General features: G+C 61.1%; 28 protein-coding genes. 18 read left to right on the top strand and 10 right to left on the bottom strand.

Annotation, left to right across the window (positions count from 1 at the left end; all coding sequences use genetic code 11):
- Positions 1–268 precede the first annotated feature (268 nt).
- From ACVZTU_RS17965 to ACVZTU_RS17955, 3 genes are all read left to right on the top strand, one after another.
- Positions 269–1,150 carry a serine hydrolase gene (locus tag ACVZTU_RS17965; RefSeq protein ID WP_482401766.1) on the top strand — a complete coding sequence of 294 codons (882 nt, stop codon included), beginning with the start codon at positions 269–271 and terminating at the stop codon, positions 1,148–1,150.
- Between the two features lie 440 nt (positions 1,151–1,590).
- The gene (locus tag ACVZTU_RS17960; RefSeq protein WP_482401022.1) at positions 1,591–2,802 is read left to right on the top strand and encodes a hypothetical protein; all 1,212 of its coding nucleotides are present in this window, start codon (positions 1,591–1,593) and stop codon (positions 2,800–2,802) included.
- A gap of 362 nt (positions 2,803–3,164) precedes the next feature.
- The gene (locus ACVZTU_RS17955) at positions 3,165–4,181 is read left to right on the top strand and encodes a hypothetical protein (RefSeq protein WP_482401021.1); all 1,017 of its coding nucleotides are present in this window, start codon (positions 3,165–3,167) and stop codon (positions 4,179–4,181) included.
- 231 nt (positions 4,182–4,412) lie between these two features.
- On the opposite strand, the gene ACVZTU_RS17950 is transcribed toward ACVZTU_RS17955, so the two are convergent.
- Complete coding sequence (locus tag ACVZTU_RS17950; protein ID WP_482401020.1) at positions 4,413–5,399, bottom strand: IS481 family transposase; 987 nt, start codon at positions 5,397–5,399, stop codon at positions 4,413–4,415.
- An 80-nt stretch (positions 5,400–5,479) separates the two neighbouring features.
- The gene (locus tag ACVZTU_RS17945; RefSeq protein WP_012832594.1) at positions 5,480–5,875 is read right to left on the bottom strand and encodes a RidA family protein; all 396 of its coding nucleotides are present in this window, start codon (positions 5,873–5,875) and stop codon (positions 5,480–5,482) included.
- 124 nt (positions 5,876–5,999) lie between these two features.
- Here ACVZTU_RS17945 and ACVZTU_RS17940 point away from each other — a divergent pair, with 124 nt between their 5' ends.
- From ACVZTU_RS17940 to ACVZTU_RS17915, 6 genes are all read left to right on the top strand, one after another.
- Positions 6,000–7,004, top strand: coding sequence for a helix-turn-helix transcriptional regulator (locus tag ACVZTU_RS17940; protein WP_482401019.1), 1,005 nt, complete (start codon positions 6,000–6,002; stop codon positions 7,002–7,004).
- A gap of 71 nt (positions 7,005–7,075) precedes the next feature.
- A complete protein-coding gene (locus ACVZTU_RS17935; protein WP_139467585.1) occupies positions 7,076–7,777 on the top strand; it encodes a hypothetical protein in 702 nt (233 codons plus the stop codon).
- A gap of 86 nt (positions 7,778–7,863) precedes the next feature.
- The gene (gene cmtR, locus ACVZTU_RS17930; RefSeq protein WP_139467584.1) at positions 7,864–8,223 is read left to right on the top strand and encodes a Cd(II)/Pb(II)-sensing metalloregulatory transcriptional regulator CmtR; all 360 of its coding nucleotides are present in this window, start codon (positions 7,864–7,866) and stop codon (positions 8,221–8,223) included.
- Positions 8,220–8,945, top strand: a complete 726-nt coding sequence (locus ACVZTU_RS17925; RefSeq protein ID WP_482401018.1) for a cation diffusion facilitator family transporter — start codon at positions 8,220–8,222, stop codon at positions 8,943–8,945. Before cmtR ends, ACVZTU_RS17925 begins: the two co-directional genes overlap by 4 nt.
- Before the next feature lie 24 nt (positions 8,946–8,969).
- On the top strand, positions 8,970–9,875 hold the full coding sequence (locus ACVZTU_RS17920) for a LysR family transcriptional regulator (protein ID WP_139467582.1): 906 nt from the start codon (positions 8,970–8,972) through the stop codon (positions 9,873–9,875).
- A 23-nt stretch (positions 9,876–9,898) separates the two neighbouring features.
- On the top strand, positions 9,899–10,729 hold the full coding sequence (locus ACVZTU_RS17915; protein WP_139467581.1) for a uroporphyrinogen-III synthase: 831 nt from the start codon (positions 9,899–9,901) through the stop codon (positions 10,727–10,729).
- A 2-nt stretch (positions 10,730–10,731) separates the two neighbouring features.
- Here ACVZTU_RS17915 and ACVZTU_RS17910 read toward each other — a convergent pair whose 3' ends face one another.
- Complete coding sequence (locus ACVZTU_RS17910; RefSeq protein WP_139467580.1) at positions 10,732–11,940, bottom strand: winged helix DNA-binding domain-containing protein; 1,209 nt, start codon at positions 11,938–11,940, stop codon at positions 10,732–10,734.
- Positions 11,941–12,032: 92 nt separating this feature from the next.
- Here ACVZTU_RS17910 and ACVZTU_RS17905 point away from each other — a divergent pair, with 92 nt between their 5' ends.
- The 6 genes from ACVZTU_RS17905 to ACVZTU_RS17880 all read left to right on the top strand — a co-directional run bounded on the left by ACVZTU_RS17905 (position 12,033) and on the right by ACVZTU_RS17880 (position 16,160).
- A complete protein-coding gene (locus ACVZTU_RS17905) occupies positions 12,033–12,536 on the top strand; it encodes an SRPBCC family protein (RefSeq protein ID WP_139467579.1) in 504 nt (167 codons plus the stop codon).
- A gap of 135 nt (positions 12,537–12,671) precedes the next feature.
- Positions 12,672–13,064, top strand: coding sequence for an acyl-CoA thioesterase (locus ACVZTU_RS17900; protein ID WP_139909931.1), 393 nt, complete (start codon positions 12,672–12,674; stop codon positions 13,062–13,064).
- A gap of 91 nt (positions 13,065–13,155) precedes the next feature.
- Positions 13,156–14,067 (top strand): helix-turn-helix domain-containing protein, encoded by a 912-nt coding sequence (locus ACVZTU_RS17895; protein WP_482401017.1) that lies wholly within the window; start codon positions 13,156–13,158, stop codon positions 14,065–14,067.
- The gene (locus ACVZTU_RS17890; RefSeq protein ID WP_482401016.1) at positions 14,064–14,477 is read left to right on the top strand and encodes a (R)-mandelonitrile lyase; all 414 of its coding nucleotides are present in this window, start codon (positions 14,064–14,066) and stop codon (positions 14,475–14,477) included. Before ACVZTU_RS17895 ends, ACVZTU_RS17890 begins: the two co-directional genes overlap by 4 nt.
- 56 nt (positions 14,478–14,533) lie before the next feature.
- The gene (locus ACVZTU_RS17885; RefSeq protein ID WP_482401015.1) at positions 14,534–15,556 is read left to right on the top strand and encodes a zinc-dependent alcohol dehydrogenase family protein; all 1,023 of its coding nucleotides are present in this window, start codon (positions 14,534–14,536) and stop codon (positions 15,554–15,556) included.
- Between the two features lie 34 nt (positions 15,557–15,590).
- Positions 15,591–16,160, top strand: a complete 570-nt coding sequence (locus ACVZTU_RS17880; RefSeq protein WP_482401014.1) for a DapH/DapD/GlmU-related protein — start codon at positions 15,591–15,593, stop codon at positions 16,158–16,160.
- Between the two features lie 90 nt (positions 16,161–16,250).
- Here the strand turns inward: ACVZTU_RS17880 and ACVZTU_RS17875 are convergent, their stop codons facing one another.
- From ACVZTU_RS17875 to ACVZTU_RS17865, 3 genes are all read right to left on the bottom strand, one after another.
- On the bottom strand, positions 16,251–17,474 hold the full coding sequence (locus ACVZTU_RS17875; RefSeq protein WP_482401013.1) for an amidohydrolase: 1,224 nt from the start codon (positions 17,472–17,474) through the stop codon (positions 16,251–16,253).
- Positions 17,475–17,715: 241 nt separating this feature from the next.
- Positions 17,716–19,215, bottom strand: coding sequence for an AbgT family transporter (locus tag ACVZTU_RS17870; RefSeq protein WP_229664222.1), 1,500 nt, complete (start codon positions 19,213–19,215; stop codon positions 17,716–17,718).
- Between the two features lie 114 nt (positions 19,216–19,329).
- The gene (locus tag ACVZTU_RS17865; protein WP_139467573.1) at positions 19,330–20,247 is read right to left on the bottom strand and encodes an isoaspartyl peptidase/L-asparaginase family protein; all 918 of its coding nucleotides are present in this window, start codon (positions 20,245–20,247) and stop codon (positions 19,330–19,332) included.
- A 108-nt stretch (positions 20,248–20,355) separates the two neighbouring features.
- Between ACVZTU_RS17865 and ACVZTU_RS17860 the strand changes: the two genes are divergently transcribed.
- Positions 20,356–21,198, top strand: coding sequence for a MurR/RpiR family transcriptional regulator (locus ACVZTU_RS17860; protein WP_482401012.1), 843 nt, complete (start codon positions 20,356–20,358; stop codon positions 21,196–21,198).
- Between the two features lie 66 nt (positions 21,199–21,264).
- Here the strand turns inward: ACVZTU_RS17860 and ACVZTU_RS17855 are convergent, their stop codons facing one another.
- Positions 21,265–21,894 carry an HAD family hydrolase gene (locus ACVZTU_RS17855; protein WP_139467571.1) on the bottom strand — a complete coding sequence of 210 codons (630 nt, stop codon included), beginning with the start codon at positions 21,892–21,894 and terminating at the stop codon, positions 21,265–21,267.
- Positions 21,895–21,992: 98 nt separating this feature from the next.
- On the opposite strand from ACVZTU_RS17855, the gene ACVZTU_RS17850 reads away from it, so the two are divergent.
- Positions 21,993–22,637: a GNAT family N-acetyltransferase gene (locus tag ACVZTU_RS17850; RefSeq protein ID WP_139467570.1), complete on the top strand. Its 645-nt coding sequence runs from the start codon at positions 21,993–21,995 to the stop codon at positions 22,635–22,637.
- Positions 22,638–22,708: 71 nt separating this feature from the next.
- Here the strand turns inward: ACVZTU_RS17850 and ACVZTU_RS17845 are convergent, their stop codons facing one another.
- The 3 genes from ACVZTU_RS17845 to ACVZTU_RS17835 form a co-directional block, all read right to left on the bottom strand.
- A complete protein-coding gene (locus ACVZTU_RS17845) occupies positions 22,709–23,206 on the bottom strand; it encodes a GNAT family N-acetyltransferase (protein WP_139467569.1) in 498 nt (165 codons plus the stop codon).
- Between the two features lie 49 nt (positions 23,207–23,255).
- On the bottom strand, positions 23,256–23,444 hold the full coding sequence (locus ACVZTU_RS17840; protein WP_139467568.1) for a hypothetical protein: 189 nt from the start codon (positions 23,442–23,444) through the stop codon (positions 23,256–23,258).
- Between the two features lie 227 nt (positions 23,445–23,671).
- Positions 23,672–23,875 carry a cold-shock protein gene (locus ACVZTU_RS17835; protein ID WP_062240453.1) on the bottom strand — a complete coding sequence of 68 codons (204 nt, stop codon included), beginning with the start codon at positions 23,873–23,875 and terminating at the stop codon, positions 23,672–23,674.
- Between the two features lie 549 nt (positions 23,876–24,424).
- On the opposite strand from ACVZTU_RS17835, the gene ACVZTU_RS17830 reads away from it, so the two are divergent.
- The gene (locus ACVZTU_RS17830; protein WP_139467567.1) at positions 24,425–25,516 is read left to right on the top strand and encodes an LCP family protein; all 1,092 of its coding nucleotides are present in this window, start codon (positions 24,425–24,427) and stop codon (positions 25,514–25,516) included.
- The last annotated feature ends 95 nt before the right edge of the window (positions 25,517–25,611 follow it).

The following is a 25,611-nucleotide window of genomic DNA, read 5'->3' as shown; positions in this document are numbered from 1 at the left end:
CTGGATCTGGGCAGGACTATTACGATTTCCACTACTGTTCACTACGGTTGCGACGATACCGCCTGTCATCGTTGGCCTCACATTCACGGTCGGAGCACTCCGATGAGAACGTTGCTACTACCTCGTGAATGCGTCACCTGCCTCTCTCAAAAACAACAACTCGATGCTCGCAACGAGCTGTGTGCAGGTGGTATACGAAGTTTGAACTGTGGGCATCTCCAGCCTAGAGCTCCTTCAGCTCACTCACATCAACAGACGAGAGTTCGTAATGATTAGATCTATTTCACGTCGTGCCATCATTGTCTCTGGAACTGCGTCTATTCTCACCGGTTGTGCGGACCCGGGTGATGATCACCCACCTTCCGATTCAAGCTCACCGAGCAATTCTTTGCCGACCCATGCATCCCGGACGTCATTGGATCTTCGTGATTTATCCCGTGGCCAATATGGCGTGTGGGGTTCTTTTCGAAATCGAATCGTGGTTCATGAACCCAATACGCGTCTTCGGATGTGTTCAACGATGAAGCTCCCGCTTGTCGCATTGACACTCCAGACAGCACGCCGTGGAAGAATCGACCTAGATTCCGTGGTTTCATGGAAGCAGTCAGACATCGTGGGGTATTCTCCGTTTACTTCAGCAAAGGCTAATCAGAGCGCGACACTGAACCAGCTCTGTGAAGCGGCAGCTCGTTCAAGTGATAACACCGCGACAAACAGGCTCATCGACGCTTTAGGAGGGCTGCGTGCACTCGAAGAATACGCACGATCCCTTGGCGACAAAGTCACTCGATTCGACAGACGGGAAACAGCGATGAACGTCCAGGATGGGGAACTCGATACGACAACCGCCGAGGCCTTTGGAAAGCTAGCGCTGACAATTGCCCAGAAGCTCGGCGAATCCGACCGTCAGACTCTATTTTCGTGGCTTCCCACCCGAGACAAACGGCGTATCGCGGCTGTGACGCCAGCCGACTGCGAACTTCATCACAAGACCGGAACCAGCGGCGATGGTGCCTTGAACGATGTCGCAATACTCTCGGTCGACCAGCGAGTAGTGGGGTGTCTGGCAATTTTCACTGATTCGGAGTCCCCCGAGGAGGCTGTTGTCGTCGAAATTGCACGTCGAGCCTTTAAGTCTCTGTTCGCTTGACGCCTTCAGCGAGATTCTTCAAGTTCCAAAGATTTTGCCGATCACGAAGGCCATGTATGGACCCGAGAACACAGCTTTTCTGAGATTCACAAATGTTTGGCCAACGACTGCCATCTCGATATGCGATGGCTTCAGCCATACTAATGATAGGAGCATGAGATATGCGCCGGTTCCTCCTGATTGCTTCAATTCTTTCGCGGGGACGTCCGGCGTTCATGTACCTCTGGTCAATCGTAGCTTCGGTATGTGTCTATCTGATAGCGCTTTCTGTTTTGACACCACTACTGGGCGCCGTCGAATCAGCCAGGGCGGACGACGATGGCGTGGGATCAGTCTCTGTGCCCTCCTCGGAGCCTGTTGCTCCCCGTGCTTCTCCGAATTTCTCCGTTGCTGTTGGTACGAACGACCGTCCCCAAGAAATGCCGGCGATTCAAAGTGCCATGACAGACTATCTCTCTTTCTCCGATGAGTTCTTCGCCCAACTCAAGCAGGGAGCCGTAGCCCCGGACTTCGCTACCCATGAGCGCGAAGTCTCACCTGCTACGGCGCGTGAGCAGGTTGAGGACGGTACCGCGGTACTGGCCGTGATAATGCCGAAAGACTTGACTGTTGACGTCCTACGCGATATCCAGGCTTATTCAAAAGGCGGCGTCGGCGCTCCTCGGTACACTATCAAGCTACTCGCAAGTCCACAGTCTCTCGACGACGATAGATTCATTCTTCGTCAGTATCGGAACCAGGTTATCCGGCAAGCGGGAGAGCATGTTTCCGAGCAGATCAGAACGGTTGCCCGCAAGCTTGGATGCGCCGAGAGCCATTCCAAATGTCCACGTTCTCAGACCGACATCGAACGTGCTTTTGAGTCACCTTTCAACTTTACGGTGGAAAAATTGGACGGGCCTACACCGGTTGACTATTTTAATGACGAGCCCGGCAAAGAAAAGCAAAATCCGGGCGGGTCTGCGATCACCGAATCCGCACTTACTCCACCCGCACCACAGCATAGTGGCCCATCGATCACTACAAAGTTGTCGGCCATCTTCATCGCGTTAATTTTCGCCGCCGTAATGTTAGCAATGACCAGCTCGATTATGGTAAATCGCGCAGCCGGTCTTCACCTTGTAATGATAGGGCCCTGGCGGTCGCTGCAACCGCAGCGGCCGTTCCCGCGGAGGACTCTTTTAGAACAGAAGTACGGATTAGCCGCCGCTGGGACTGTTGTGATAACTGCACTATCAGGCGTAAGTGCTTTATGGCCCGGGAGCAACATTGCCGAAGGCTTCGGGACTCATCCAATCCTTCGTATGATCGCGGTCGTCGGGTTTTTCTGTCTTGTGTGTTTGACAGTTTCGGTCACGATTATCGCAGTGTCCGATACGGTCGGCAGTCTGTTCGGTGCCGCTGTCGGTCTCGGTGTCGTTCTGTGGGGCATGGTCGAGAATGTTCTCATGAGAGTGGTAGATCCGGATTCCGCCGGTCGGTGGTTGGTTACGGAGCTGCTCGTTGGAGCGAGTAGTCGCGTGGGCACCGACTTTGTTGCGACAGTCGTCGTTCTTGCCGTCATAGTGGCGACGGCATTCGTTGGTAGTCGATCTGTTACGAGAGCTTTTGATCGAAAGATTAGTACTCAGATCAATCGCACGACGGGTTGACTTGGGATCGGCTCGCTTTGTACAAAGGAGACCTTCAGAACGACGCTGCAACCTGCGCTGGGGGCCATATTTTGCAGATGGGATGTTTCCCACGTGCTTCTGTTTGGCGATGAGCAGATGCGGCTACTGTGAAAGCGAGCATGTATCGACCAGATCCACACCCGACTGCGACGTCGATGTTTGAGCTCTGCCTGCCACGCCAGGGCCAACAGAAGATGAAAGACGATGGAAGAGCATTCGATCTCGTTTAGCCTGTATTCATGCCAAGAGAGTCGTACGATGTTCGCATATTGAGAGCTAAAGCCATCTCCTCACTGCGTACAGGCGTCACAGCGTTCAACGCACTGGGTGACGATGGAAGAGTGACAACAGTCTTGATTCATCTGCAGCATTGTTTTGAAATGCTTCTCAAAGCAGCGCTGCTGGCAACGGGCGACAAGAACGTATTTGACAAAGGGAAAAGCGTAGCCATCGGACTTGAAACCTCGGTGAGACGCTGTCAGCAACGAGAAGACATCAAACTGACTGATGACGAAGCTGGGACGATACGCGTCATCGACAATCTGCGTGATGGGGAACAGCACTGGCACCAGATTGTAGACGAAGGCATTGTTTACTTACACGCCCGCGCCGCAGTCACTCTCTTTGACGACCTTCTCAATCGAGTCTGGCAACAGCGGCTAGCCGATCATCTCCCTCTGCGAGTTCTTCCCCTCAGCGCTGAACCCCCTCAAGGACTCGAACTGCTCGTTGATAGAGAGTATTCACGGATTGCTGCCCTGCTTAAACCAGGAAGAAGGGCCAGTGCTGAAGCAAAGGGTCGAATCCGTACGCTACTTGCCACCGAAGCACTCTCTGACGCAGACGCAGTAGAAACGAATGAAACCGATATCAACCGCGTTATCCGCGGAATCCGGGAGGGCAAGACGCGGTCGCAGGTGTTCCCGAAGCTTGAAGGTCTCTCTTCACATACGGCAGGAGAGGGGCTGACAGTCGAAGTTCGCTTCGTGAAAAGGGATGGGCTACCTGTGACCTATACCAGTGACCCCGAAGCCGAAGTGGCCGGCATTCGTGAAGTTGACTTGGAGAAGAAGTTCCATATGGGAAAGTATGACTTGGCCGACAAATCCAACATCGACCGCACCCGAGCCACGGCTCTGCGTAGACACCTGGGACTAGACAATGATGACGACCATTTTTCACACCTTTTTCGTTTAGGTAGCCAGAAGACGTTGCGATACTCGGACAATGCTCTACGAGCGATGCGAGATGCGGTGCGCCTGGTTGATATGGAGAGGGTCTGGGCGGCGCATCGTCCTACGTCTGCAAAAGTAGCCGCCAGTCTTCCTGCATGTGACCAACCAGGCTGTGTCCAGTAGGCAAAGGTGGAGCTACTCTCGAATCGCTCGCCAGCACGAAGCCGAGGATAGTGTTACTCCAACAGCTTCGTCTCCGCCGGCGGTGCAATGTTGGGACGCTACATTGCGGACAACCGTATTCTCATGCTTCTCGACAAGCGAGATCGTGAAAAATTTGACACGCTCTGCCCAAGGAGGCGAGAAATTGATAAGTCCGGCGAGATTCCTGCGACTTCTTTGCACGCTTGGTCACTAGATGTACTGACCGGACACGTTGATCAATCGTGAGAAGGGCGGCTGGTTGCCGCAGGCCGTGTGCGGACGATGTTGGTTGTACTGGTGCAGCCAGGATTGCAGGGCGTCGCGGCGATCCTGCTCGCTGCGGTAGCAGCGGGCGTAGGCCCACCCGTCGGCCATGGTGCGGTGGAACCTCTCGACTTTCCCGTTGGTCTGCGGGCGGTAAGGCCGCGTGCGCTTCGGTGTGATCGAAAGTTCCTCGCAGGTGTCGCGCCACAGGAGGGAGCGGTACGCGCCGCCGTTGTCCGACAGGACGCGTTCGATGGTGACGCCGCGGTCGGCGAACCAGTTGACCGCCCGGTGCAGGACGGCGACGGCGGTGATGGCGGTCTCGTCGTCGTGAACTTCGGTGTACGCGACGCGGGAGTGGTCGTCGATAACGGTGTGCACGAACGCGTACCCCAGCTTGGGGTTGTGCCACTTGCTGCGGGGCTTGCCTGGGGTGGCGGAGCGGTTCTTCTCGCCTTGGCGGCGGCCGACATAGCGCCAGCCGCCTCCGTCGGGGATGTTCCCGAGCTTCTTCACATCCACGTGCACGAGCGACCCGGGGTAGTCATGCTCGTAACGGCGGACAGGTTCGCCTGTGGCGCGGTCTACGTATGCGAGCCGGTTCAGCCGGGCGGTCGTGAGGATTCGATGCACGGTGGACGGCGCGATTCCGAGCCTGCTCGCGAGTTGGACCGGCCCTTCGCGAAGTCGCAGGCGCAGGCTCACGCACCGCTTCGTCGTCGCCTTGCGCGTCTTGTGCGGCGAGGTCTTCGGTCGCGAGGACCGGTCGTGCATCGATTCGCCATTTGCGTAGCGGTCTACCCACCGCTTCACTGTCGGCCAGGACACCTGGAAGCGAGCGGCGACCTCGCTGATCGGCCAGCCGTCATCTACGACCAGGCAAGCGACTTTGAGGCGGTGGCGGGGAGTCAGAGCGGCATTTGCGTGGGACATGGGACTCCTTAGGACTGTCGGACGGTCAGCAGGGTTACCCTGCTGACCGTCCGAGATGAGGTTCAAAAAAGGGGGAAACGTTATGCGACAGCGGTTCCTTCGAGCTCGACCATCTGGCCGGGGATCGCCAGGCGGGTGACGCCGAGCATCGTGGTAGTCGGGGCGACTCCTGCCGCCCCGAGCTTCCCGGCGAGCACGCCGTAGTGCGGGAACATCGCGTCCACGTCGGTGGTGTAGACGTTGAGGCGGACCAGGTTCTCCATCGACATACCGGCCTCGGCGAGCACGGCCTCGAGGTTCGCCACGGCCAGCGCGAGCTGGGCCTCGACGTCCCCGTCATGCTCGGGCCGACCATCCTTGCTCATCGCTGTCTGTCCCGAGATGTACAGCGTCCGTGTCTCCCCTGAGATGACTTCGCCCTGGTTGAAGCCCATCTCCTGCGACCACGTCACCGGATTTACTGCCGTGCGTTCCATTGCTGCTCCGTTCATTCGTTCCGCAGCGCCCGGCCGCCCTATGGCCGCCGTCCTCGACGCTGCGCTACTAGCCTCCCAACGAATCACGACACCTTGTGTCGTGTTTTCTGGTAAAGATTGATGCATGCGAGCAGACCGACTGGTCTCGCTGGTGCTCTTGCTGCGCCAGCGAGGCCGAATAACCGCCGACCAGCTGGCCAGTGAGCTCGAAGTGTCCACGCGCACCGTGCTGCGCGACATCGACGCCCTCTCGACTGCGGGCGTCCCCGTTTACGCCGACCGTGGTCGACACGGCGGCTATTCACTCCTTCCCGGCTTCCGCACCGAACTGACCGGGCTGAACCATGACGAGGCACTCGCGCTGCTCACCGCCGGATCAGACCGCGGCGAGAAGGTCTTCGGCCTCAGCGCACCGCTAGCCTCGGCGATGCGCAAGGTCGTCGACGCGCTGCCCGAGGGGCACCAGGTGAGTCTCGGCGATGCGGCCAAACGGTTCCTCGTGGAGCCGGAGACCGACCTGCTCTCTCGCCGTGCCCCCACCGAAGACCTGGCCGACGGCGTCATGAGCGAGGTCCGAGCCGCGGTGCTCACCGGCCGCCGGCTGCGATTCAACTACGCGGCACCTGGTAAAGCACCGAGTCGTCGAACCGTCGATCCGATTGGACTGGTCACCGTCCGCGGGCGCACCTACCTGCTGGCGACGAGGTCTGGAGACGATCGGACTTACCGTCTGTCTCGGATGCTCAGCGCCGAAGCGCTCCCCGAACCATCGCAACGCCCCGCGCAGGTCGATCTCGACCGCATCTGGGCCGAGCGCACCGCACAGTTCCTCTCCGAGAAACACATCCCCGTCGTCGTCCGCATCAAGACCTCACGTCGTGAGGAACTGCTGGAGAATGCCAGCGCTGTCCGGGCCGAGGAACCGGAGCCGGATAATTGGATCCGCCTCGACGTGACCTTCGAAGACCTGCGCCACGCGGTGTGGGCAGTGTGGCGGCTTGATACGGACGCCGAAGTACTAGCGCCAGAATCCGTCCGCGATGCGATGTACGTGCGTGCCGAAACATTGACGGCACGTTATCGATCCCGACGATCCGTACCGACTAACGTGTCCGGTCAGTACAACTAGACGACATGTTTGTGCAAAGTACGACTGGCGTGTCGTGGGCAAAGTAAACGGCATCTCTACACGGGGCTTGAATGGACGCCTACTGGATGCGCGGCAAGTGGGGTGACGGCGGGAAGAGTGAGCGCCGCTGGAACCAGGGCAGCCGGAATCCGCTGACCATCATCATCACCGGTGCTGTCTTCTTCGTCGGCACGGGTGCGGTCTTCACGATCGGATACCTGTATCCGGACCAACTGCTGTTCACGATCATCCTCGGATGCTTCGTGTTCCTCGGCGTCACTCTGGCGATGCGCAGGTTCATGGGACACACGCCGGCGTATTGGTACACCGGACCGTTCGTGGCCATTGCACTCATCGGCACTGTGATGCTCGGCGAGGATCTTGCTTTGTCTCAGGCGGGCGAACTCACCGAGGTGGTCGTCGCCGATCACAAAGTCGAGCAGAAGACCGTGCACAGTTCCAATCCGCCCAGGTCGCGGCAGGTCTATGTTCATACCTACAGCCTCGAAAGCACCGACGGCACCCCCGTCGCCGAACCGCTGATCTACCGCGGTAAGGACGGATACGACGACTTCGATGAGGGCGACACGATCTCCGTCCTCATCGATCCGGAGGGGAAGGCACCGACCAAACCGGCCGAAGACGTGGATCTGCCCGCCGATATCGGCATCCTCGTCACCGGACTGGTCACCTCGGGGATCGTGTTCCTCATCTGTCTGATCGTCGTGCTGCTGCGCTGGACGCGCTCGCCGTTGCAGCAGCACGTGCGCTGACGACCGGGCGGCAGGCGCCGGAGAAGCCCTCATTCCGTCGTGAGCGGCCCGCGGCAACAGGTCAGCACAGGCTGTATAGTCAGCATATGCTGACTATTGCCTCCCGTGTCGATGCCATGCAGCGTCTAGGCCGCGCGATGGCCGATCCCACACGCTCACGGATTCTGCTGTCGCTGCTCTCCGAGCCTGGCTATCCTGCGCGCTTGGCAAGTGATCTGGGACTGACGCGCACCAATGTGTCGAACCACCTCGCCTGCCTGCGAGGATGCGGAATCGTGGTGGCCGAACCTGAAGGCCGGCGGACGCGCTACGAGATCGCCGACCCTCATCTGGCAACAGCCCTCACTGCTCTTGTCGAGACGACTCTGGCAGTCGATGAGAACGTGCCGTGTGTCGATTCCGATTGCACGGTGGTCGGCTGCTGTGACGCTGGACCGAGCCGATGACCGAGACTGCGCCGGGAAGGGACAGAGCGGCAGTTCTGCGGAAGCGGATCCGGATCATCGTTGCCATCACCATCACATGGAACGTGATTGAAGCGTTCGTTGCCATTGCCGCAGGCGGAGCAGCCTCCTCGGCGGCTCTCATCGGGTTCGGACTCGATTCGATCGTCGAGGTCCTCTCAGCCGCAGCGGTAGCCTGGCAGTTCTCGGCACCGGAACCCCAGCGCCGGGAACGGGTCGCTCTGCGGGTCATCGCAGTATCTTTCTTCGCGCTCGCGGTCTACGTCAGCGTGGACGCTGTTCTGTCCATGGTGGGCCTGCGCCAACCCGAACATTCGACCGTCGGCATCATCATCGCCGCACTCAGCCTGCTGGTGATGCCGTTCCTCAGCTGGTTCGAGCGGAGGACGGGACGAGAACTGGGATCTGCTACGGCTGTCGCTGATTCCAAGCAGACCCTCATCTGCACCTATCTCAGCGCCGCAGTGCTGATCGGAGTCCTGCTCAACAGCCTGCTCGGGTGGGCCTGGGCCGATTCCGTCGCAGCTCTCACCATCGCGGTCTTCGCCGTTCGGGAAGGGGTCGAAGCCTGGCGAGGGGACGCCTGTTGCGCGGTTCCGGCTGCGGTTCTCACCGGTGAGCGTACAGAAGGGTGCTGTGCTGAAGATGATCCGGACGACGACGGGTGCCGAAACGCGTGCTGTGCTGCCGACACACAGCGTTGAGTAAGCCCGCCTACTATGGCAGGCATGGACACCACTCCCAACGATCTGCTCGTGCTGCTGGCCGTCTCCCGCACCGCCAAATTCACGACGGCGGCACACAACCTCGGTCTCACCCACTCGACGGTCTCCCGCCGCATCGCCGCGTTGGAGAAGTCCTTGGGCGGACGCGTTCTGGCTCGCTCGGATGACGGATGGGAGCTGACCGACCTCGGGGAACGAGCCGTTGCGGTGGCCGAACAGATGGAGACCGCGGTCGCCGAACTCGAGAGTCCCGGCCAGGGCCCGGAGACGGTGTCCGGAGTGGTGCGGATGACCGCGACGGATGGGTTCAGCGCCTATGTCGCCTCCCCGGCGGTCGCGAAGCTGCGACGTCGGCATCCCGGGCTGAGCGTCGAGATCGTCACCGTCACCAGGCAGGCCCTGCAGCAGCGGTCCGGTCTCGATATCGAGGTCGTCGTCGGCGAACCGCGCGTGCACCGAGCAGAGGCGATCGAGCTCGGTGACTACGAACTCGGTCTCTACGCCTCGCGTGACTATCTCGCGGCCAACGGCACCCCCGCCTCGGTGGAGGAAATCAGCGACCACCGGCTCGTCTATTTCGTCGATTCCATGCTCCAGGTCGACGACCTCGATGCGCCGAGGCGGCTGTTTCCCGAGATGAAGGATGCACTGACCTCGACAAACGTTTTCGTTCACGTCGAAGCGACTCGTACGGGAGCCGGAATCGGCTTCCTCCCGTGTTTCATGGCCGACCGCCACCCCGACCTCGTGCGACTCTTCCCCGATTCGGTGGCCGAGCGACTGCCCTACTGGATGGTGCTCAGACCCGATTCGATGCGGCGACCGGCGATCGCCGCCGTCGTCCAGGGGCTCAAGGATGAGATGCTCGCCCACCAGGCTGCTCTCGAAGGCCGGAAGTTGCCCCGGTGAGACTGCGCGACCAGGATATGAGCATGAACCAGCCCCAAACTGACATCGGCGACGAGCTGGTCGGACGTCGCATCGTGCTCACAGCTCAGCGGCGCGCGGAACAGCTCGCCTCCGCCCTCGAGCGTCACGGTGCCAAGATCGTGCACGCCCCGACCCTTTCCGTCATTCCTCACATCGATGACCCTGAACTCGTCACACGCACCCGTGAACTCATCGAGGCCCGGCCGGACATCGTCGTGGTCACGACCGGCGTCGGATTCACCGGCTGGGGTGACGTGGCTGAAGCCGCGGGTCTGCACGAGGAGTGGCACTCGATGCTCGCCGGAGCACGGATATACGTTCGCGGCCCCAAGGCACGCGGAGCGATTCAAGCGGCCGGACTGAGGGCTCACTGGGTCGCCGAATCCGAGACGAGCGCAGAGATCCAGCAGGTCCTCCTCGGCGAGGGCGTGGACGGTCAGCGCATTGCCGTACAGCATCACGGTGCAGGAGCCGACGGACTTGATGAGGCCTTCGCCGCAGCAGGCGCCGATGTCCGTTCTCTCGTCATCTACCGGTGGGGCCCGGCCCCCGACCCGGCGGCCGTGGTCGACGCGGTCCGAATCGTCGCGGAGCGCAGGTGCGATGCCGTGGCCTTCACCTCAGCACCCGGGGCGGCAGCATTTCTCACCGCGGCCGAGGAACAGGGACTGCTGTCGGCCGTGATCGAGGCGTTCAACGAATCGGTGGTGGCGGCAGCAGTCGGCGACGTCACCGCGGCACCGCTGCATGAACAGGGCATCAGAACCGTGATTCCCGAGCGATTCCGACTCGGAGCCCTCGCTCGCGTGCTGATCAGCGAACTCGCCGGATGATCTCAGTCTGACGCGAATTCGATGTCGACGGCGTCTGCCTCGCGCAGTGCGCCGATCGCCTCTGCCTCAGCGGTCAGTGCGCTCTTCACCGACTTCGGGACGGTGCCGAAGGTTGCGATCGTCATGCTCAGTCGTCGATTCCGCTTCCGCGCCCTCCAGGTCCCCGCGATCCTGCCATCGACCAGCAGCGCTCCTGGATCGCCCACGGTCTTCCAGATCTCCCGATGGAACTCCTTGGACGCGATCGTCTCCCGATCCCGCATCTGCGTATAGGGATCGTGTGGGGGAAGCAGACGCACGCCGTGCGGAAGCTGCGCGCGATGCAGCTGATCGACATCCTCGGCGAGCATCCAGGTCCGTCGCCCGCGATCGATTTCGGTGATCTCCCCAGCGATCAGGTCCCACCAAGGTGTCGCCTCCGTGGACCGGATTCCGATCCACGCGGCGAAGTCGGCGCGTGTCGACGGTCCATAGCAGTGCAGATAGCGGCGCAGCAGTTCGGATCTGGCCCGGTCGCGTTCACTCTCGGTGGGTGCGGTCGAGGGCATCGAACGCGGATCGACCCATTCGTCGAGCAGAACGAACGGAGCCGTGTTTCCCTCGCGCGGGGCGAAGCAGAGGATCTGCCGCAGAGTGAGCAGCCGAATGCAGAAATGGATCACGCCGGCACCGAGGCTCTGGCCCTTCGCATACGGGCCCTGAGATTCCCAGGTGCTTCGCTGTTTCGTCGTCAGGGAGGTTGCGAGCACCTCGGCGAGTTCCTCGCCGAGTTCGGTGATCGTCATCCTCCGCCCTCTGAGCACCCCGGCGATCTCCTGCTCGACCCGATCGAGGATCTGGCTCAGCGAGATCCCGAGCGAATCGACCGACTGTTCGACTCCGAGGACGAAATGGCGCATCGCCTTCTCACTCGTCGGTTCGACCCCGGTGGTGAAGACCGGGAGATCCGCAGCGGGAAAGAAATGGGGCGCCCCTCGCATGCACCAGCTCTGCAGCAGCGACTTCTCCTCTTCGACAGCCGAAGCAAACGCCGTCGCACTCATGTCCTCGACCCGCACATGGAGTGAGGTCAGCGCGGATCCCGGTGGGCTGTTCTGGATGCCGCAGGCTCCCGCGGCCTCAGTGAGTGAGTTGCGGCTGAGTCGCTCATCGAGATGATGAGCGCGGAGGCGGAAGGCGATGATCTCGTCGTTCGTCGCGGAGTCGGCCATGTGCCCAGGCTAGCTCAGGACCCGTGTTTGAATGGGGCCACGTGCTCGGCCGGCTCCTGGTGCGTGCACGACCACAATGAGAAGGGACGACGATGACGCGAACGATGCAGGTCAGCGACAGCATGGTGATCAAGGCCGACGCCGCCGCACTCTGGGCGCAGATCGCCGATCCGACCCAGATGGCCCGATGGAGTCCGGAGAACACGGGCGCAAGCACGCGCACGACTGCAGGTCCGCTGCAGACAGGCGACGTCTTCGAAGGTACGAACCGTCGCGGGCCGGCGACGTGGGTGACCGAATGCGTCGTCACCGAATCTGTGCCCGGCAAACGGTTCGCCTTCACCGTGCGCCGGATCGGGCCCCGAACTCCCAGCATCGAAGGAGCGAACGCGAGCTGGGCATACGAGTTCGAGGACCTCGGCGGGGCGACTCGAGTGACGGAGTCGTGGACAGACGATCGTCGCGGTTGGCCCGACTGGCTGGCATGGGTCTTCGACCACATCGTCACACGTGGGCGGAGCTTCGCGGACTTCCAGCGATTGAACATTCGGCGGACGCTCACGACCATGAAGGATGATTTCGAACGCGAAGGATGACTTCGACAATTGAAAGACGACGTCGCACAGCGGTGACGTGATCGAAACGAGGGCGAAACAACTCCTCGCTACTCTGATCGCATGACAGCGACGGCACAGCCCACAGAGAGCTCCGCCCGCCACGATGTGGAGGGGATGAACTTCTATACCCGCAAATGGGTGCGGCCCGAGGACCTCAACGCCAACGGCTCCCTCTTCGGCGGCAGCCTGCTGAGGTGGATCGACGAGGAGGCCGCGATTTACGCGATCATCCAGCTCGGCAACCATCGAGTTGTGACGAAGCTGATCTCGGAGATCGACTTCCAGGCTTCGGCGAGGGAAGGTGATCTCATCGAGATGGGGCTCATCGCTACCCAGTTCGGGCGTACGTCGCTGACGATGAAGGCGAGGGTGCGCAATATGATCACCCGGAAGACGATCCTCAGCATCGAGAAGATCGTATTCGTCGGAGTCGACGAGGACGGCACACCGGTTCCACACGGGTACACGACGATCACCTACGATCGCGACCGAATGCCCCACCCATAGCCGTAGACACGCTCGGTGCTGCGAGAGTGATGCGCAGAGGTGCCCTGACAGGGTATCCCTCTCAGATGAGAACGCGTCTAGCCTGGAGAATATGGACAACCGGGCCGAAGTACGCGAATTCCTCATGTCACGGCGGGCGAAGATCACCCCTGATCGAGTCGGCCTTCCCACCCAAGGCACGAGGCGAGTGCCGGGCCTGCGCCGCAGCGAGGTCGCGGCCCTGGCCGGACTGAGCGTCGAGTACTACTCAAAACTCGAACGGGGCGCGATCGGAGGGGCTTCCGCGGCTGTCCTCGAAGCGCTCGCCGAGGCTCTGCTGCTCAACGACACCGAGCGGGGCCACCTCGTTGATCTCGCCCGTGCCGCCGACGGCATTCCGACCTCGGGTCGCAGACGACGTCCCGTGACCGCCCAACGTCCACCGCACGAGACGCTGTTCTGGATGCTCGATTCGATCAAGGAATCGATCGCCTTCGTCCGCAACGATATGCAGGACATGGTCGCCGTCAACGAACTCGGCCGAGCTTTCTACTCGCCGGTCATCGGGGATGGCGGACGGACACCGAACCTGGCGCGATTCCAGTTCCTCGATCCCGCATCGAAGGACTTCTATCCGGACTGGGAACTCTTCGCGCAGATGTGCGTGGCGATCATCCGCAGCGCGGCAGGAAGGGATCCGCATAATCGCGGAATCCAAGACCTCGTCGGGGAACTGTCGACTCAGTGCGAGACGTTCCGAACCCTGTGGGCCCAACATGATGTCCGCACGCACGGGACGGGGATGAAGCGGTTCAACCATCCGGTCGTGGGCGAGCTCGTCCTCGCCTTCGAGGAGCTGCGGATCACCGCCGAAGACGGCCTCGCCCTCCTCATCTACACAGCAGAACCTGGCTCGGAATCGGAGCAGAAGCTGCGTCTGCTCGCCTCGTGGGCGGTGCCGACGACCGAGACCGAACGACCACCCGAGAACCAACTTCCTGAGAACAGAGGACACCGATCATGAGCCACCGCATTCTCCCAACGACCCCGACAGCGAAGAACCCGCCCGAGCAATTCAGCGGCGATGTGTGGGTCGACCCCATCGCCTACCCGCAGGAGGACGGCCAGACCATGGTCGTCGCACGGGTCCGATTCGCCCCCGGCGCACACACCGCATGGCATTCGCACGCCAAGGGTCAGACTCTGCACGTGACCAGCGGAACCGCTCTGTTCGGCACACGCGACGGTGACGTGATCGAGGCCCGCCCGGGGCAGACCGTCTACTGCCCGGCAGGCGAGGAACACTGGCACGGAGCCGCCCCCGAGACATTCATGGAACACATCGCCATGCTCGAGAACGCCGAGGACCCCGCTCAGACGACCACCTGGCTCGAGCACGTGGACGAGACGGACCTGCATCGTCCGCGAGGCTGAGCCCCACGACCAGAACCGAACAGCAGCGAACAACCGAACTTCTCAAGGAGAGAACAATGCGCGGAGTGATGATGCACGGGCCCGGCGACGTCCGGGTCGAAGAACGACCCGATCCGACCATCGAGGCACCCACTGATGCCGTCATCCGGATCGTGGCCGCGTGCGTCTGCGGATCCGACCTGTGGCCCTACCGTGGTGCCGACGCACCGGATCAGCAGCTCATGGGCCACGAATACGTCGGCATCGTCGAGGAAGTCGGCGACGAGGTGCGCACCGTCAAACCCGGTGACTTCGTCGTCGGATCATTCGTCATCTCCGATAACACCTGCCCGATCTGCACCGCCGGCTACCAGTCCCGCTGCGTCAACGGAATCTTCGTCGACGGCGGGATCGGTACCCAGGCCGAATTCGCTCGCATTCCCCATGCCGACGGCACCCTGGTCGCCACGCCGGGACAGCCTGATGACGATCTCATCCCGTCGCTGCTGGCCGCATCCGATGTGCTCGGCACCGGGTGGTTCGCTGCAGATGCCGCCGAGGTGGGTCCCGGTAAGTCGGTCGCCGTCATCGGCGACGGCGCTGTCGGACTGATGGGAGTCCTTGCCGCCAAGCAGATGGGAGCGGAGACGATCATCGCCATGAGCCGTCACGTCGACAGGCAGAACCTCGCCCGTGAATTCGGCGCCACCCACATCGTCGAAGAACGCGGCGACGCGGGAGTGGCGAAGATCAGAGAGCTCACCGACGGCCTCGGCGTCCACAGCGCCATCGAGGCGGTCGGCTCACAGGAATCGATGATGCAGGCGATCCGGTCGACCCGACCCGGCGGTCATGTCGGCTATGTCGGTGTCTCACACGATGTCGAACTGCCCGGAGGAGAACTGTTCTTCGGTCTCGTCCATCTGCACGGCGGGCCCGCACCGGTTCGTCGCTTCCTACCGCACCTCATCGAACTCATCTGGAACCGAGAGATCGACCCGGGTAAGGTCTTCGACCAGACGATGAGCCTCGACGACGCCGCGGCCGCCTATTCGGCCATGGACAGCCGCGAAGCCGTCAAGGTCCTGCTGCGGCCCTGATCTCTTCATCTGTCAGTACAGGAAAGGTGACACCGTGGATACAGCAGATCTGCTGAAAGCCCTCAATGCCGGAGAGACGATCACGGGCGGCTCGCCTCTGCATGAGGCCATGCACCGCACCAGTCAGGAAGCCCTGCGCATCACGGCGGTAATCAACGGCAGCTACCATGAACCCGATGAGGTCCGCGCGCTGTTGGCCGAGCTGACGGGACGCCCGATCGACCCGACCGTGACCTTGTTTCCCCCGTTCCACACGGACTTCGGGAAGAACATCACCTTGGGGCAGCGGATCTTCATCAACTCCGGGTGCAGCTTTCAGGACCAGGGCGGGATCACGATCGGCGATGACACGCTCATCGGGCACAACACCGTTCTCGCCACCCTCAACCATGGGATGGAGCCGGACCGTCGTGCGGACATGCACCCGGCTCCGACCGTCATCGGACGCAATGTCTGGATCGGGTCGAACGTGACCGTCCTGCCAGGCATCACCATCGGTGATGACGCCGTCGTCGCCGCGGCGTCTGTGGTGACCAGAGACGTTCCGCCTCGCGCCGTCGTCGTCGGCTCACCGGCACACGTCGTGCGCACGATCGACGAGTGACTCACCCGACGAGGGAGCCTGCTGTCTCCGCGCGACCGATCACAGGCCGCGCGGAGACTGCTCGGGATCGGTGGTCGAAGTAGTTAGGGCTCAGCCGCCGAGGTAGGACAAAGCGCCGACGACCTGCGCCTTCGTCGCGATCTCGAGAGTCGGCTCGAGTTCGGGGGCGAAGAACGGCGAATGATTGGCCGGAACATCCGTGAGCACGGTTCCGGCCTCCTCGGCGGCCTGGTACTTCTCGGCATCGAATGATCCGACGAACCAGTAGGCGTAGGGAATGCCGAAGGCATTCGGCAGTTCGCTGAAGTCCTCCGACGCGGTCGCGGGGGTCGCCTCGAGCACCGCCTCGGTGCCGAAGAACTCGGTGAGCGCCTCGGTGATGGTGTCATTGACGGCTTCACTGTTGTCCGTCAGCGGGAACTGGTCGAAATACTTGAACGTCGGTTCCTTCGGGGTTCCGGCGGCCTCGCATTCGCCGCGGACGATCCGCTCGATCGATGCGATCACCCGCTTGCGCACCGCGGTGTCGTAGGTGCGGACGTTGAGCAGCAGCTCGGCCCGGTCGGGGATGATGTTCGACTTCGATCCGGCGTTCGACGCACCGACCGTGACGACGGCGAACTCACCCGGTTCGGTCTCCCGGGACACGATGGTCTGCAGGCGCAGAACGATGGAGGCCGCGAGGACCACGGGGTCGACGGACAGGTGCGGCACGGACCCGTGGGCACCGCGGCCGAAGACTGTGATCTTCACCGAATCCCCGGCCGACATCACCGGTCCGGCAGCGGTGAAGATCTTGCCGGCCGGCAGCGGCATGACGTGCTGGGCCAGGGCCACATCGGGGGTCGGAACCTTGTCCGTCAGCCCGTCGTCGATCATCGCCTTCGCTCCCGCCGCGTTTTCCTCTGCCGGTTGGAAGAGTGCGATATACGTGCCTGACCAGGCATCTTGGTTCTCTTTGAGCAGCCGGACCGCGCCGAGCAGAGCGGCGGCATGCATATCGTGACCGCAGGCGTGCATGACACCGTCGACCTCGGACGCGAAGTCGAGGCCGGTGTCCTCGGTGACGGGGAGAGCATCGATATCGGCTCGTGCGAGAACGGTCGGTCCGGTGCCGTTGTCGATGACGGCGACCAGGCCGGTGGCGGAGATCCGGGTGACCTCGAGGCCGAGTCCCTCGAGTTCGGCCGCGATGCGATCGGCGGTCTTGTGCTCGTCGAGGCTGACCTCAGGATTGCGGTGAAGTTCTTTGTAGACCTCGCGCTGCCAGTCGAGCTGGGAATCGATGGAGTCGAGGAATGAAGGTGTCGTCATCGTGTCTCCTGTTCAGGCGGCGGGTGGACTCTCCAGGCGCGGACATTTCTCACAGTATCAGCGGGGATGACGCCTCGAACGGTACGAATTTCTCAGTTGTGCGAAACGTTGCGACAACTGCAGGTGGCGGAAGAGACGTGCAGAGACGGACGGGAAGTGCACAAGGATTGGATTGGCACCTGCCGGATCAAAACGGTGCGCGGTTGGTGGCGAGAAGACCAACGCGGCACCAATCACGACGCTACCGAGCGGCTACTCCTGGCCCCAGAGGCAGACCCACGAGGTACCACAATATGAAGAGGACCAGCCAGACGACGAGATTGACCAAGGCGATCGGAAGAACCAGCGACATCAACGTGCCGACACCAGCCGTGGGTCGATGTTGCCGGATGAATCCGAGGGCAAGAACGAAGTATGGGCTCATCGGGGTCAAGCTGTTTGTCGGCGCATCGGCGATGCGGAACATCGCCTGAGTGGTCTCTGGCGCAATGTCGAGGAGCATGAGCATTGGTACCAGGACCGGTGCTACGAATGCGTACATTGCCGAACCCGAGGTGAGCACCAGATTGAGGCAGCTGATAAACAGCACGGCGACAACAAAAATGACGATTGGAGCTGCACCTATGCGATCGAGGAGCCCTGCCCCCTCAATCGCAATGACTTGCCCCATATTTGTCCATTTGAAGTAGGCCAAGAATTGTGAAGCGGCGAAGAAGAGAACCACGACTGGAACGAGAGCAGCGACGCCAGGAGCCATGAGTTCGGGGATGTCGCTGAACTTCTTGATTGAGCCGACGATGACACCGTAGACGATTCCCACAGTACTGAAGAACAACATCATGATGACGGCGATATTGTTCATCAGAGGTGAATCGACAACACTCCCACCCTCTCCGCGGAGGGGCGAACTCGCCGGTACTGTTGCCAGGACAAGGAGGCCGAAGAAGAGAACAGTGGCGATTCCTGCGCCGATCATGCCACGTTGCTCAGAAAGCTTGAGCTTCATGTCCGGTAACGGATCAGCGTCTATTGAAGGTTCTGCCGCCTCAAGGGACGCGACTCGTTTGGCCACAACCAGTTCAACAACCAAAGTGATGGAGAGAGCCAGCACAATGGACGATGAAGCCGAGAAATAGTAGTTAGATAGCGGGTTGACGTTATAGCTCGGGTCGATCGTGTGGGCAGCGGCGGTCGTCAGACCGGCAAATACCGCGTCGGTTCCGGTGGGAATCAGTCCAACGCTGCTTGCTCCACCCACAGCAACATATGCCACGACAGCCCCGATGATCGGACTGCGCCCGACCGCGCGGTAGGCGATCATCGCCAACGGAATCATCACTGCAAAGGCGGCGTCGCCAGCAATTTGGGCGGCCATTGCGGTAATCGCGATCATGAAGGTCACGTAGCGAGGATTGACCTTGGAAAGCATCCCCCTCATCAGGGAAGGTAATAATCCTGTTGCGTCTGCAATAGACACTCCAAGTGCGACCACGACAATCAACCCCAGCGGGGGAAAGTTCACGAAGTTCTCGATCGCACCGTCGAGCATCATCTGAATGCCTTCGGACGTGAGCAAACTCTTGACGGCCACTGTTTTGCCGTCGGTGGGATTGACTGAAGAAAGATCCAAGCGAGCGAACAGTGCGCTGAGCAGGGCGACGATGACGGCAAGGCCCACAAAGATCCAGAATGGGTGAGGCAGTTTGTTGCCTGCACGGTCTACTGCTTCGAGGAGTTTCATCACTCCTCGGGACAAGCGACTTTGCCTGTCCTCGTCAGTGGGTGCTTGAACTGACATATCTCTCCTAATCAAGTAATCGTCAACTCCAGCTACCGGTTTCCCCGGGCTGGACGTTCACACGTGCGTGTATGTACCTGTGGAATCGAATGACCCGTAGAACATATCGCCGCTGTTGTACGCCGCGAGCCCCGTACCAGACGTCGGAATGACGATCATTCCTCCCATCCCGCCGCGAATTGCGATTCGGTCGAGGACTGCGACTGCCGCCTCATTTGGAGAGGCTCCTCCGAGAGAAACTCGATCGTGCACGCTGTGAGCTGCGACTTCAGTCATGAATACTTCTCCCGTGCCGGTGCAAGAGACAGCCACTGTTCCGTCGTCAGCGAATGTCCCGGCACCTACCAGCGGTGTGTCGCCTACCCTGCCTGGCTCCTGATTGACGATTCCACCGGTGGAAGTTGCTGCTGCCAGATTCCCGTCTGCATCGCGAGCGACGGCACCGACTGTGCCGTGCTGGAGCAAGGCGTCAGGCTGCTTCTGAAAGGCGGCGAGCTCCTCTCGCCTTTTCTCCGTGATGAAGTATTCGGGATCGACTGTTTCGACGTCCCACTTACTCAGCTGTTCGTGAGTCGGTGTCGCGAATAACAGGTGGTCGGTTTTGTCCATAACCGCGCGAGCAACCGAAATGGGGTTGCGAGCGGTAGATACACCGGTGACGGCCCCCGAGCGGCCGTCACCAGCCATGATCGAAGCGTCGAGTTCAACGGTTCCTGACGCAGTGAGTGCGGCCCCGTGGCCCGCATTGAAATCGGGGGCATCCTCGAGTTCGCGGACCGCGGCAACGACTGCGTCGACTGCAGAGCCGCCCGCGCTGAGTACTGAGTAGCCTGCTTCGAGAATTTTCTCCAACGCTGCATGCGCGCTGGCTGTACCATCCGAGGTAAGGGGAGTCGATCGATGTCCGGCACCGCCATGAACGATGAGAAGCGGCTCGGTACTCTGGCCAAACGATCGGAGGATGGTTTCAGTCATGTGATGTTCCTTTCATTTGTGCTGAGCGAGATCAGCTTGGCATATTTGTTTCATAACTGCAATGTGGATCACATTTGAAATGTACGCTTCATTCTCGGGAGTCATACGATGGAAACAGTCGCGGAGACGGTCAATTCGTCGATTGATTCGCTCAGTCCCGCCAGTCGCCGGATTGCTCGTGCTCTGCTGGCCGACTATCCGAGTGCTGGTTTGGGGACAACATCGTCACTAGCGGCCTTGGCTAGTTCGAGTTCTGCTTCGGTCGTGCGTTTCTGTACGCAGCTCGGATTCAACAGCTTCGTCGAAATGCAGGATCGTCTGCGGACCGAATTGACGACGAGATCGGCGAGTCCGCTTATACGGGCTGAGGCAGAGACGGCTGGGCGAGATTTTTCAGACGAGTTCTCCTCGAGCGGGACGGACCGGGCGGATCTCATCACTAGAACTTTTCAGCAGAATCCACGTTCGGAAATCGACCGCTTGGTGAAGATGCTGACAAAGGTATCGAATCGCGTGGTGGTTGTTGGGGGACACTACAGCGGGCTGGTTGGCCGCGTAGCTCAGCTGCAGCTATCGAAGGTGAGGCCGAACGTCTTGTTCTTGGAAGATCCGATGGGACGTGACCTTCATGTTGTCACCGATCTGCGGCGGCAAGACGTTTTGCTTGTTCTTGACGTCAGGCGATATCAGGAGCATCTTTTCCAGGTTTCTGAGGCCGCAAAGAGAAACTCTGCTTCGGTCGCGTTGATCACTGACCAATGGTTGTCGCCGGTCGCTGGTATTTCCGACGTCGTACTGCAGGCCGCCGTCGACGTTTCATTTTTTGATAGCCAAGTGGGATGCCTGGCGTTGGTTGAGGCGGTGGTTCACGAGGCCGCAACCAAAATAGACGGTGCGCTAGAACGACTTCGGACGCTGGAAGACCTTCGACCTTCGCAGAGACTCAAGTGAAGGTTCGGATCCAAGACTGTCACCTCAGTCGGACTGAAAGTCCAACAAGTAACCGGACGCAATGTCTTAGTAAGACTTAAACAGACCGAGCTCGGACAGTTCCTCGCGCAGCGAGGCGGCTCCTGAGAACACATGACCGACGAAGCCTAGTCGTTCGGCTGCCTTCACATTGGCGGGCAGATCATCGACGAAGACCGTCCGGGCAGGGTCGAGGTCGAATCGGTCCCGGGTCAGTTCGAAGATCGCCGGATCGGGTTTGACCAGACCGACTCGACCGGAGACGACGATGTCTTCGAGTTCGCTGATCGCCGGGGCGACGACAGGGGCATGGTGGATGGTCTCAGCCGACCAGTTCGACAGCCCGAGCAGGCGGACGCCGGCGGCCTTGAGATCTGCGACGATCTCGGCCATGCCGTCGATCGGACCGGTCAGGGATTTGTCGAAGTTCTCGTAGTAGCCAGCGACGATCTCACCGTGGCGGGGGTCCGCCTCGGCGGCTCGGGCGACGATATCGGTGATCGAAACGCCGGAGTCAGCTGCAGTATTGAGCGAGGGGAAGTCGGCCGCCTCGGCGAAGGAATGCCATTCATCGGCGCTCATGCGATCGGCCAGAGGCCCTGTCTGGTCCCAGCCGATGAGCACATTGCCGAGGTCGAAGACGACGGTCGTCGGGGTCGGGCGATCGGGTTCGGTCATGGGCCACCACCTGTCATCGGCATCCTGGAGTCGAACCCCACGCTACCCGGAGTCGTCGAACCATTGTGGATTCGGGTTGGCTGGCCTAGGTTGGTTGCATGATCGGCTACCCGCCATTGCAGATCCGGGTGAAGACTCCCCGACTCGAGCTCGTCGGTGCCGCCGATGAGATGCTCGCGGCGCTCACCCCTCTTGTGCGGGACGGCAAGGTCTTCGCGGAACCCGCCCCCTACGACGATCCGATGTCGTTCTATGAATCCGACCCGGACGTGCGGGTGAGCAGGTGGCTCCAGAGCGTATGGCGTGGTCGGGGGCGGTTCTCTCCCTCTGATTTCCGGTTGGCCTTCGCCGTCCTCGTCGACGGTGAGGCCGTGGGGATGCAGGACCTCATTGCGGAGAAATTCGACTCCTGCGGGACGTTCGCCTCATTCTCCTGGCTGTCGACGGATGTGCGCGGTCGCGGCCTCGGCACCGAGATGCGCAGTGCTCTGCTCCATCTTGCGTTCGCGGGGCTCGGGGCGAGTGAGGCCGGTTCCGATGCGTTCGTCGACAACATCGGATCGAACAAGGTGTCCGAAGCCTTGGGGTACGAGCGCAACGGGGTCGATTGGGACATCCGCCGAGGCGAGCCGGGACGCATCCAACGCTGGCGCCTGACCCGCTCGGCGTGGGAAACCAGACGGCGGAACGACATCGAGCTCAGCGGAGTCGAGGACTTCCTCGCCCTCCTCAACAACCACTAACTACTACCTGAGGGCGGCCCAGCAACCTGGCGCGAGGTATCTGGGCCGCCGTCGGGTAGTAATTGAGGCGATCACAGGTCCAGGGAGAACACCTCGTGGTCCGGGGACTTGTGTCGGAGTTCGGAGTTGCGCTGCATACCGAGCTTCTCTGCCACTCGTTGCGACGGTCGATTGTCTCGGTGGATGATGGCGGTCAGTATTGCAGCCACCTCGAGCTCCCGAGCGTGATCGACGCAGGCCAGAGCCGCCTCGGTGGCGAACCCATTATCTTGGTCGGACGGCTTCACATGAAAACCGACCTCAAGGTGAGGTGCGCCGTTGACGGTCTGCCAAGTCAGGCCGCAGTCGCCGAGGAACTCACCTTTGTGCGTCTCCACGATCCACAGCCCGAACCCGTGCTCTGCGTAATTGCGTCGGTTCCACCGGATCCACGCAGCCGCCTCGGTGCGGTCTTTGGGGTGAGGGTAATACTCCATCACCTGCGGATCACTGAGGAGGGCGGCCATATCGTCGAGATCGTCGTCGGTCATCTCCCGCAGGCGCAGACGAGGAGTGTCGCAGGGCGGCATGAGTTCAGGATAACCGGGCGGGCCGATGTGCGTGGAGCTGCCGGAGTGTTCAGCCAGATCGGCGTCGCCGGCGATCACGGATGACCGCGAGTGTCGTGGCGGTGATCAGCAGAACGAGGGCCAAGAGCCACAGAAACGCGGCGAAGTCATGGAACGGGGCCGTCTGCGAGCTCAGAAAGCAGGCAGCGGCGAGCAGGATGAATGCGACGATCCAGCTGGTGAGTCGCGAGTGCTTCATCGCTCCTCCAACGTCAGGGTTCACGGTCGTTGGCACTGACTCTAAATAGAGCAAGGGTACCTGTCAACGCCGGTGACGGCGGCCCAACAACCTGGCGCGAGGTATCTAGGCCCCCGTCAGGTAGCAATTGGGGAGGGGATGACAGCGACCCTGCGTTCACACCAAATGGGTGAACGCAGGGTCGCCGGTGAATCTCAGAAGTCTCTAGGTGAGACTCTCAAAGAGTCTCAGAGGCCGCGGACGCGAGTCGCCTGCAGGCCCTTGGAGCCCATCTCAGAATCGAACTCGACGTTCTGACCCTCGGTGAGCTCGCGGTAGCCGGAGGCTTCGATCGCGGAGAAGTGAGTGAACACGTCAGCCGAACCGTCGTCAGGCTGGATGAATCCGAAACCCTTTTCCGCGTTGAACCATTTCACGGTACCTGTTGCCATAATCTTTGTATCCTTATTTTTTAACTGATGACCGCTGCTGCGATCGTGATGGTCGAACCCATTGCTGGATCCGGCTTTCCCGCTGGCTGGACTGGATCTTCAGACGCAGATCCAACGAAAATATGTGGGTGAACCGAGGACTCGGAATCGCTGGTGAGGATGAGTTTTCTGATGTGAGGTCTCTGTCTCAGACGAAATCGTGGGGATACTCGGTTTCGATCATGCACTCGAAGGTGCTGGACGGAAGTCGTCAGACGACTGAACTGGGAAAAATCATGAGGGGCGCGGAAGGCAGACACGCGCCGATGGGCAAACACATGGTGACGAGCGAATCTACCTGCTCTTCAGACACCATCTGCTCCGCACATTTCTGTGCGAGAACGATTCCAGCTTAACAGAGTGATCGCTCTGCGGGTGATTTCGGCCGAATGATTTCAGTCGAGAGATGGAACACAGCGATGTGCACTCGACCGCGCAGGCATCTAGGATTGTATACATTCCGTTTTGTATGCAATCCGCCGTGACCCCGGACGCAGGAGCACCCGAACCGTGGACAACGTAGAATCGTCACCGCCGCCAGGACCCCGCCGACAGCGACGCCTCGCCGCGAAGTACCGGCGCCGGCGCACCTTCGTCGCCGTGGCTGCGGTCCTCATCATCGGTGCCCCCGTGACGATCGCGGTGGCGGTGCACAACCTCGGCGCGAATATCTCCTCGTCCCCGCTGCGCGCCCACGGCGGTGACGTTCCCGAGAAGCTCACGGATGAGACGAACGTCCTCATCATCGGATCCGACACTCGCGATCTCGCCTCGGCGAAGGACGCCTCCGATGACTCGGGCACAGGTGAAGGCGCGAACTCCGGGACCGCCTCGGGGCAAGGATTCGGCAGTGCCGAGGGTGCCCGCAGCGATGCGATGATCCTCGCTCACGTCGACGCCGACGGCGGCCGCATCGACGCCGTGCAGATCCCACGTGACACGATCATGGACATTCCCGCCTGCGACGATACCGGCCACGGCGCGTCGGCGGCCACGCACGGGATGATCAACTCGGCCCTCAATGCGGGTCCGGCCTGCTCCGTATCAGCGGCGGAGGAACTCACCGGGGTGCGCGTCGACCACTTCATCAACGTCGACTTCGACGGATTCTCAGCGATCGTCGACGCGCTCGATGGGATCAACGTCGACCTCGACGAACCTCTCAACGACCCGAAGGCGAACCTCGACCTGCCCGCCGGCCACCAGACGATCGGCGGAGACGACGCCCTCGCCCTGGCCCGGACACGGCACGCCGTGGGCGATGGCAGCGACATCTCACGGATGGGCAACCAGCAGATGGTCATGGAGGCCATCATCGACCGCGCCAAGAGCGGCCAGGTCCTCACCCGGCCCGACCGCCTGTACGGATTCCTCGACGCTGTGACCTCGACGATCGGTGTCGACGACGAACTCGACTCGATGCGTTCGCTGGCCTCCCTGGCCACGACGGTGGCTTCCGTGCCCGAGGACGACATCACCTTCGAGATCATGCCGTGGACACCCGCACCGGAAGACCCAAACCGGGTAGTCAAATCCGCCGAGGCGGACGCCGTGTTCACCGCCATCATCGACGACGAACCGATCGCCGACCTCGGCAGGTGAACATCGGGCACCCGCCGAGTTGATCCCCGCCGTGGCGGTTGTCAGCTCCGTTTCAGCCGCCCCGTCGTTCCGGACATCGGCCCCGTCGTGTGACC

This window comes from Brevibacterium sp. OS20 (assembly GCF_056837565.1).
This window is presented reverse-complemented; position numbering and strand designations above follow the sequence as displayed.